The 8,198-nt window shown below is 61.3% G+C and carries 7 protein-coding genes and 1 pseudogene; 7 read left to right on the plus strand and 1 reads right to left on the minus strand.

The window, feature by feature from the left end; genetic code table 11:
- Window positions 1-37: 37 nt before the first annotated feature.
- On the minus strand, window positions 38-1,393 hold the full coding sequence (locus tag AC1RTB_RS20490; RefSeq protein ID WP_492880938.1) for a cytosine deaminase: 1,356 nt from the start codon (window positions 1,391-1,393) through the stop codon (window positions 38-40).
- 292 nt (window positions 1,394-1,685) lie between these two features.
- On the opposite strand from AC1RTB_RS20490, the pseudogene AC1RTB_RS20495 reads away from it, so the two are divergent.
- The 7 genes and pseudogenes from AC1RTB_RS20495 to AC1RTB_RS20525 all read left to right on the plus strand — a co-directional run.
- Window positions 1,686-2,309: pseudogene (locus tag AC1RTB_RS20495) on the plus strand (GntR family transcriptional regulator); the annotation flags it as partial.
- Between the two features lie 142 nt (window positions 2,310-2,451).
- Window positions 2,452-2,919, plus strand: coding sequence for a RidA family protein (locus AC1RTB_RS20500; protein ID WP_492880939.1), 468 nt, complete (start codon window positions 2,452-2,454; stop codon window positions 2,917-2,919).
- A gap of 2 nt (window positions 2,920-2,921) precedes the next feature.
- Window positions 2,922-3,920 carry a CobW family GTP-binding protein gene (locus AC1RTB_RS20505; RefSeq protein ID WP_492880940.1) on the plus strand — a complete coding sequence of 333 codons (999 nt, stop codon included), beginning with the start codon at window positions 2,922-2,924 and terminating at the stop codon, window positions 3,918-3,920.
- 345 nt (window positions 3,921-4,265) lie between these two features.
- A complete protein-coding gene (locus tag AC1RTB_RS20510; protein WP_492880941.1) occupies window positions 4,266-5,258 on the plus strand; it encodes an ABC transporter substrate-binding protein in 993 nt (330 codons plus the stop codon).
- Between the two features lie 7 nt (window positions 5,259-5,265).
- Window positions 5,266-6,099, plus strand: coding sequence for an ABC transporter permease (locus AC1RTB_RS20515; protein WP_492880942.1), 834 nt, complete (start codon window positions 5,266-5,268; stop codon window positions 6,097-6,099).
- 51 nt (window positions 6,100-6,150) lie between these two features.
- Window positions 6,151-6,951, plus strand: a complete 801-nt coding sequence (locus AC1RTB_RS20520) for an ABC transporter ATP-binding protein (protein ID WP_492880944.1) — start codon at window positions 6,151-6,153, stop codon at window positions 6,949-6,951.
- 99 nt (window positions 6,952-7,050) lie between these two features.
- On the plus strand, window positions 7,051-8,198 hold a 1,148-nt coding region (locus tag AC1RTB_RS20525), incomplete at its 3' end, for a Re/Si-specific NAD(P)(+) transhydrogenase subunit alpha (protein ID WP_492880945.1).

An 8,198-nucleotide genomic window follows, 5' to 3' on the forward strand; every position in this document is an offset into this window, starting at 1 on the left:
CGGGCAACCGGCGCCTGTTTTGTTTCCGGCAGGGTATTCAGCCAATCGCCTCGTCCAACTCGGCATAAGATGGCAGCGATGTCGCGATCGGCGTGCCGCTACGGATGACGATGCGGTTGCTCTCGGTACGCGACAGCACCTCGGACCAGGAGCGTCCTTCAAACAGGATGAAATCGGCCGCCTGTCCTTCGGCGATGGTGCCTTTTTTGTCGAGGCGCATGATTTCGGCGGGCGTGGTCGACACCGCTCCTGGCCAATCGCCGGTCGGGTGGTCGAGATGCAGAACCCGCGTGCCGAGCCGATAGGTGTCGAGCATGTCGAGATCGCCGTAGGAATGGAACGGGTCGCGCGTGTTGTCGGAGCCGAGTGCGACCGCAATGCCGCGCCGCTTCATCTCGTGCAGCAGCGTCACGCCCCGCCATTTTGGCGTCGTGCCATCATGGCGGCGGTCCTGCAGATAAAGATTGCAGGTCGGCAGCGACACCACCGCAAGGCCGGCAGCAGCAACCTTGTCGAGCGTCTCGTCGATGGTTGCGGCGTCCTGCATCGCCAACGAGCAGCAATGGCCGACAAGCACCTTGCCGGCGAAACGCGATCGCAGTGCTGCCTCGGCGATGCGGCGCAGCCCATCGGCCGATGGATCGGCGGTCTCGTCCGCATGGAAATCGAGGTCGAGACCGTATCTGGTGGCGGCAGCGAACATGCGATCGAGGAGGTCGTCGAGATCGGGTGCGGGATAGGCAACCGCGCCCAAAATGCCACCGGCCGCTGCCACGCGCTTGGCCATGCCTTTCAAAAATGCCTCGTCTCGGGCGAAATCGATGCCGAACAGGCAGGCAGCCTGTAGCTCGATCCGGCCGCGCCACTCTGTCCACATTTCCTCGAAGACCGGCCAGGAGATCGCGTCCTGCGGTGGCAGCGAATCGATATGCGTGCGGATGGATGAGGTGCCATAGTGATGAGCCGAGCGCAGCGCGAAATCCATGCGCCGGGCGACATCCTCAGCCGACCAATTGGTCGTGCGATCGGCCTTCGTGGCTGCCAAAGCGCCGGTGAAGGTGCCATCGGCGCCAGGCGTCCTGGGCAAGATGTGGCCCTTGTCGAGATGTGTGTGGCAATCGACAAATGTAGGCAAAACGACCCTGCCGCCACAATCTATCGGCGTTGTGTCATCCACGTGTAAACCTGCTGGATCACCCGCCGGGGTTGTTGCCAATATCCTGCCTTGCTCTACAGTCAGGTCAGCAAGAAAGAACTCGGCACCCGCGGTTTCGATGGCATCTGTGTTTGTCACGGCATTGTTGAGACGCACATTGCGCAGCACATATCGTCCTCGTGCTGCAGCGGCGATCGTCCCGCGCAAGGTTGCCTGGTCGAGAGCGGGAATGGCCATAATAGGTCCTCAGAACTTGCCGCAGCGATTGTATGCGGGATTGGGTTGTCGTTCCGGTTGCGAAGGGGAGCGGATTTGCGGCGGCTGGCGTCTGGTCACCCGCCGGGACCGGCGGTAGTTAAAGGTTGCCGTTCAGGAAAAGTTCACTTATTGATCACAATATGAGATCACAGATTGCAGCCTGTCAACTTCTGCCCCCGGCCGGCGTATATCTGCGGCAAGATCGCAGCATGGCGCCGTTCCTCGTACAGTGCAAATCTTGAGGAACATGGGCGAGAGGCGGAGAAGCGGAATGCGGATAGACAAAATCGACAGCGCCAAAGACGGCAAGGAACCCGCCAAGAAAGAACGCGGCCATGTTCATGAGCATGTGCTGCGCTACATGCGCAGAGGCCTCATGGTTGGCGCCTTCCTGCCCGGCCAGGTGATGAGCCTGCGCAAGCTGGCGGCCGGCTTCGGCACCAGCCCGATGCCGGTGCGCGAAGTGCTGAGCCGTCTGGTGGCTGCCAATGCGCTCGAGGAAACCAAGGGCGGTTCAGTGCGCGTGCCAAGGCTGGGGCCGGAAAAGCTCAGCGATCTTTTCGCCGTGCGCGAGATGCTCGAAGGCATGGCGGCGGAGCTTGCGGCCAAGAAGGCAACGCCAGCGCTGATCACCGAACTGGCCTCGATCAACAAGCAACTGCTTGTGGCGATCGACAAACGCGACATCCTGAACTGCTTGTCGTTCAACCAGAAATTCCACTTCACGCTCTATGAAGCGGCCGATTCCGAAGTTCTGATGCCGCTGATCGAGTCGCTGTGGCTGCAGTTCGGCCCGACGATGTACATGTCGCTGCTCATACCTTCGATGCCGTGGAACGCCTCCGATCACGAGGACATTCTCGGCGCGCTGAAGGAAGGCAACGCCAACGCTGCCAAGAAGGGCATCGTTCATGACATCCGCACCACTGGCAAGGCGCTGCTCAGCGTTGCCGGTTCGCAAGGCATCGAGCTGCCCTTCGCGCAGGGGCCGGAACTTCAATTCGACTACTGAAATAACGATCTGGGAGGATCTCCGCATGGCGGGAAAAGCTGAACAAAATCTCGCGCGCCTGGGCATCAGCCTGCCGGCAACCGTGGCTCCTGCCGCCAACTATGTGCCGGCGCGTCGGCTGGGCAACCAGGTCTACATTTCCGGCCAGGTGCCGAGCGAGGCCGGCAAGGACAAGTTTACCGGCAAGCTCGGTTCGGACTTCTCCGTCGAGGAAGGGCAAGCGGCCGCGCGGCTTTGCGCCGTCAACATCCTGGCCCAGCTCAAGCAGGCGCTCGGCGGCGACCTCGATCGTGTTGTCGGCGTCATCAGGCTTGGCGGCTTCGTCAACGCCGAGCCCGACTTCAAGGATCATCCCAAGGTCATCAACGGTGCCTCCGACCTGATGGTCGAGGTGTTCGGCGAGGCCGGACGCCATGCCCGCGCTGCCGTTGGCTGCTATTCGCTGCCGCGCAACGTGCCCGTCGAGATCGACGCGATCTTCGAGGTCAACTGACCGTGCAGCCTGCCGCATCAACGATCGACGAGAGAATTCCGGTTCATGTGCTGACCGGCTTCCTCGGAAGCGGCAAGACCACCTTTCTCAGGCATTTGCTCGGCGAACCGGATCTTGCCGATACGGCCGTGATCATCAACGAGTTCGGCGAAATCGGGCTCGATCATCTGCTGGTGCGGGAAGTTTCCGAAGACGCGGTGCTGCTGTCGTCGGGCTGCCTGTGCTGCGCGGTGCGCGACGATCTCGTTTCCACCCTGGCGGACCTTCTGGCGATGGTTCGTCGAGGCGAGGTGGCGCCTTTCCGCCGGGTCGTGGTTGAGACCACGGGCCTCGCCGACCCCGCGCCGATCATGCAGGCTGTGATGAGCGATCTTCAGCTCCGTCGCGGCTATCGGGCGGGCAGTATCGTCGCAACCGTCGACGGCGTCAGCGGCGCCAACTCCATCGGCAATTTCGCCGAGGCCGTGCAGCAGGTGGCACTGGCCGATTGCGTGGTCATCACCAAGTCGGAGCTTGTCGAACCCTGGCGGCTCGACGCGCTTGCCCAGGAAGTCGGCAAGGTCAACCCGCAGGTCAGGCAGCTTGTCTCCAGTCGCGCAAGCATGCCGAGCGCGGCAGATATTTTTGACCATGACGAGACCTGGGAGCCGCGCCATTTCGAAATGGCCGATACGCCGATGGCGGGCAGGCACAGCGACGGCATCGAGACCTTCACCGTCGAGATTGACAGGGACGTCGATTGGCCTGCATTCGTCGACTGGCTGGAATTGCTTTTGGCCGGCCGCGGTCAATCGATCCTGCGTGTGAAGGGGCTGCTCCCGGTCAGGGGCGACCCGCGCCCCGTGGTCATCCACGGTGTCCAGCATGTCGTCTATCCACCCGAATATCTGCCGCGCTGGCCCGAAGGCATGCCGCGCGGATGGCTGGTTTTCATCGCGCGCAACCTGAGCCGCACAGCGATCGAAAACGCGCTGCCGAGCACATTCGCCGTCGCGCATTGACGGTCCGAAGCCTCGCCGGCATCTGACTTTTGTCCAAACATTTTTGTGTTGGCCATGACGATAGCGCAGGCCGCGTCCGGCAAACGCCTGGTCGCGACCTCACGACACGTGGCGAATCCCGAAGCGATTTCCGATGCTTGCGGGAGAGCTCACGTGTCAGCAGGGAGGCCAGACATTTGTTAGAGGCGAGCGTGGATTCGTCGCTTGACAAAGGTCAATTGTGATCACACTATGAGATCAAGAATGAGGTTTGAGAGCGTGAGCTGTCACGCCTCGTTCGGGGGAGAGAGGCAGGCCTTCGGGCCATAGGGGGCGCCCGCGTGGTGCTCGTTAGGGAGGAGAGAAATGTTGTACGCCACAGGTCTCATTCGCAGCGCAGCACTCATTGCCGCGACTGCCGTCACCACCGTTCTGGCATCGCAGGGCGCCATGGCCGAGGACGTCAATCTACGTTTCAGCTGGAAGCTGAAGGGGGAATACGGCTTCTTCTATCTGGGGCAGGAAAAGGGGCTCTATAAGGACGCTGGCCTCACCGTGACGCTCGGCGAAGGCGCCGGTGCCCAGGCGGCCCTTGCAGCCCTTATTCAAGGCCAGGAAGACTTGGCTGTGGTCCCTGGAATATTTGCCATTACGGCTATCCAGAAGGGCATGCCGGTCAAGATCATTTCTCTTTACCAGCCGGCTGCACCCGTTGTCCTTATATCGCACCCCGAGAATCCGGTCGTAAAGCCAAGCGATCTTGAAGGAAAATCTATCGCCAGCGCGATAGGCGAAACCTCGACGGCATATATGGGTGTTTTCTGCAGTCAGAATAAAATAGACTGCACCAAGATCAACAAGATCCAGATGGACAGCCAGACACGCATTCCGCAATTCGTGCAGAAGAAGGTGGATGTGGTTGGTGTGTACCGCACAAGCGATCTCCCTATTCTTATAGATAAGACCGGGACGGATTATGCTGTCCTGGATATGGAAGAGTTCGGCCTCGCAGTGCCGGGCCTGGCGGTCGTCGCTAGCGCTGACGGTGTAGAGAAGAAGGGCGAAGCGCTTCGCAGCTTCCTTTCCGTCACCAGCAAGGCAATCGAAATGTCGCGCAGCGATCCTGCCGCTGCGACCGCCGCTTTGAAGGCGGTGTGGCAGGCCGGGCCCTCCGACAAGGTTGTCCGCGAGCAGGTCGAGGCAACGTCAAAATCCATTCCGGCGGCCACAGGCAAACCGCTCGGCTGGGTCGATGAGAAGACGATTGCTGATGCGCTTAAGTTGATCGGCAGCGTCGAAGATATCGGCGAACCAAAGCCCATCTCTTCGTTTTTTACCAATGAACTTCTGACGCAGTGAGGCAACGGTGGCGAGCACGGACGTAATCGGCGCCGGTCAGGCGCAGAAGCAGCAAGGCAAGAACATGAGCAGCAAGAAGAAATTGCGAGGCCCTTGGCTGGAGCGCTACTCGGCGCTTATCCTCGCGATCGTGCTGCTCGGCGCCTGGCAGATTCTGGTCCCATGGTCTGGGCTCTCGGAATTCGTTCTGCCGACACCGCTGGCTATCGCCACGCGGATCGTCAACGAACTGCCGCTGCTCGCCACCCATGGCTATGTCACGCTTTTTGAAGTTGTCGTCGGCTTTGCCATGGGGGTGCTGGTCGGCATCCCCTTGGCGCTGGCGATCTTCTATTCCAGGGCCTTCGAACGCGCCATCTATCCGATCCTGGTCGCCTTGCAGACGGTGCCGAAGGTCGCGCTTGCGCCGCTTTTGGTGCTCTATCTCGGCTACGGCTGGGCGCCCAAGATCACGCTGGCTTTCCTGATCTCGTTCTTCCCGATCGTCATTTCGACGGTGGTTGGCCTGCAGTCTCTCGACAAGAACCTGGTCAACCTCGTCCGCTCGATGGGTGCCAGCGAATGGCAGACCTTCTTCAAGGTTCGCCTGCCGGCGGCACTGCCCAACATCTTTGGCGGCTTCAAGGTTGCAGTGTCGCTTGCTGTCATCGGTGCTGTCATCGGCGAGTACGTTGCCGCGGAGCGCGGCCTTGGTTACCTGCAACTCCAGGCCAACTCTCAATTCGACACGACGCTCAATTTCGCCACCGTGGTGACGATCTCGGGGCTTGGCGTGATGCTCTATTTCATCATCGATACGATCGAGGCCCGCGTCACCTACAAGCGCGACTCCGCCAAATAAGCCGGCTGCCGGAGCAGCTGACAACGAAAACAGGTTCAGTGAGGCAATCCCATGAGTGCCACTACCCAGATGGGCGCGGCGGTCGACATTTCCCGGCTTTCCAAGATCTACAAGACACGCGAGGACGATGACGTCCTCGCCCTCGACAAGATCGATCTCAAGGTCGAGCCCGGCAGCTTCGTTGCTGTCGTTGGCCCCAGCGGCTGCGGCAAGAGCACGCTCTTGTCTCTTCTTGCCGGCCTGACGCCTGCCTCCACCGGCAGCATCGCCATCGATGGCGACGGCGTCAGCAAGCCGCATCCGAAAACCGGCGTCGTGTTCCAGTCGGATTTGTTGCTTTACTGGCGCTCGGTGCTCGACAACATCCTGCTGCCGATCGAGATCAAGAAGCTCGACGTGGCAAAATACCGGATGCGAGCTGAAGAACTGCTGGCCCAGGTCGGCCTCGAAGGTTTCGGCAACAAATTTCCATCCGAGCTCTCGGGCGGCATGCGCCAGCGCGTGGCGATCTGCCGGGCGCTGATCCAGGAGCCGGGCCTGCTGCTGATGGACGAGCCTTTCGGCGCGCTTGACGCGCTGACGCGCGAACAGATGATCATGGATTTGCAGTCGATGTGGCTTCGCCTGCGCAACACGGTGCTGTTCATCACGCATGGCATCGATGAAGCTGTGTTTCTCGCCGATCGCGTGCTTGTGATGTCGCCGCGCCCCGGCCGCATCGACCTTGATCTCAAGATCGACCTGCCGCGCCCGCGCCAGTGGAGCAAGACGCATGAGGACAAGGCCTATCACGGCTATGTCCGGCAGATCCGGGCAATCTTCGAGGCCAAGGGTATTCTCGTCGCCCACTAGTCGGTTCGGCCGATCCGTCAAATCGGCAAATGCGACAATAAAGGCATGAGCGCCGCCGGGAAATCTCCCGGCGGACGAACATTTGCGCGGAGAGCCCGGATGTCCGGCACAATATTCATACCCAAAGAGAATGATCCGACCGAGAGCCGTGTCGGGGCTTCGCCGGATACGGTGAAACGCCTTGTCGGGCTTGGTTTTGACGTGGTTGTCGAGGAGGGCGCTGGCACCTTGTCGCGGATTCCCGATGCTGATTTCGCCGGCGTTGGCGCCAGGATCGGCAAGGCGGCGGATGCGGCCAAGGCCGATGTCGTGCTGAAGGTCAGGCGGCCCTCCGAGGCCGAGCTTAGGGGTTACAAGCCAGGCGCGGCCGTGCTCGCCATCATGGATCCCTATGGCAATGACGCGGCGGTTGCGGCGATGGCCAAGGCGGGTGTGACGGCGTTTGCCATGGAATTGATGCCGCGCATCACCCGGGCCCAGGTGATGGACGTGCTGTCGTCGCAGGCAAACCTTGCCGGTTACCAGGCGGTGATCGACGGGGCCTCCGAATATGACCGGGCGCTGCCGATGATGATGACGGCTGCGGGCACGGTGCCGGCGGCGAAAGTGTTCATCATGGGTGTCGGTGTTGCCGGCCTGCAGGCGATCGCCACCGCACGCCGCATGGGCGCGATCGTGACGGCCACCGACGTGCGTCCGGCGGTCAAGGAACAGGTGGCGTCACTGGGCGCCAAATTCCTCGCCGTCGAGGACGAGGAGTTCAAGGCCGCCGAAACTGCCGGCGGCTACGCCAAGGAGATGTCGAAGGAATATCAGGCGAAGCAAGCGGCGCTCACCGCCGAGCACATCGCCAAGCAGGACATCGTCATCACCACCGCTTTGATCCCGGGCCGTCCTGCGCCGAAGCTGGTGTCGGCCCAGATGGTCGCTTCGATGAAGCCGGGTTCGGTGCTTGTCGATCTCGCCGTCGAGCGCGGCGGCAATGTCGAAGGTGCTGAAGCCGGCAAGGTCGTGACATCAGCCAATGGCGTCAAGATCGTTGGCCATCTCAACGTGCCGGGCCGGGTCGCGGCGTCAGCCTCGCTGCTTTATGCCAAGAACCTGTTCGCTTTCCTCGAAACCATGGTCGACAAGGGATCGAAGCAGATCGCCATCAACCGCGACGACGAACTGGTCAAGGCAACGATGCTGACCGATGCCGGCCGCGTGGTTCACCCGAATTTCGCCGGCGCGGCAGCAGCTTCAGC

The sequence above is a fragment of the Aminobacter sp. GW821-FHT11F06 genome, from assembly GCF_058808215.1.

Coding starts and splice junctions, on each gene's coding strand:
- AC1RTB_RS20490 (WP_492880938.1), bottom strand. CDS start 1,393: ATGGCCATTCCCGCTCTCGACCAGGCAACCTTGCGCGGGACGATCGCC.
- AC1RTB_RS20500 (WP_492880939.1), top strand. CDS start 2,452: ATGGCGGGAAAAGCTGAACAAAATCTCGCGCGCCTGGGCATCAGCCTG.
- AC1RTB_RS20510 (WP_492880941.1), top strand. CDS start 4,266: ATGTTGTACGCCACAGGTCTCATTCGCAGCGCAGCACTCATTGCCGCG.
- AC1RTB_RS20520 (WP_492880944.1), top strand. CDS start 6,151: ATGAGTGCCACTACCCAGATGGGCGCGGCGGTCGACATTTCCCGGCTT.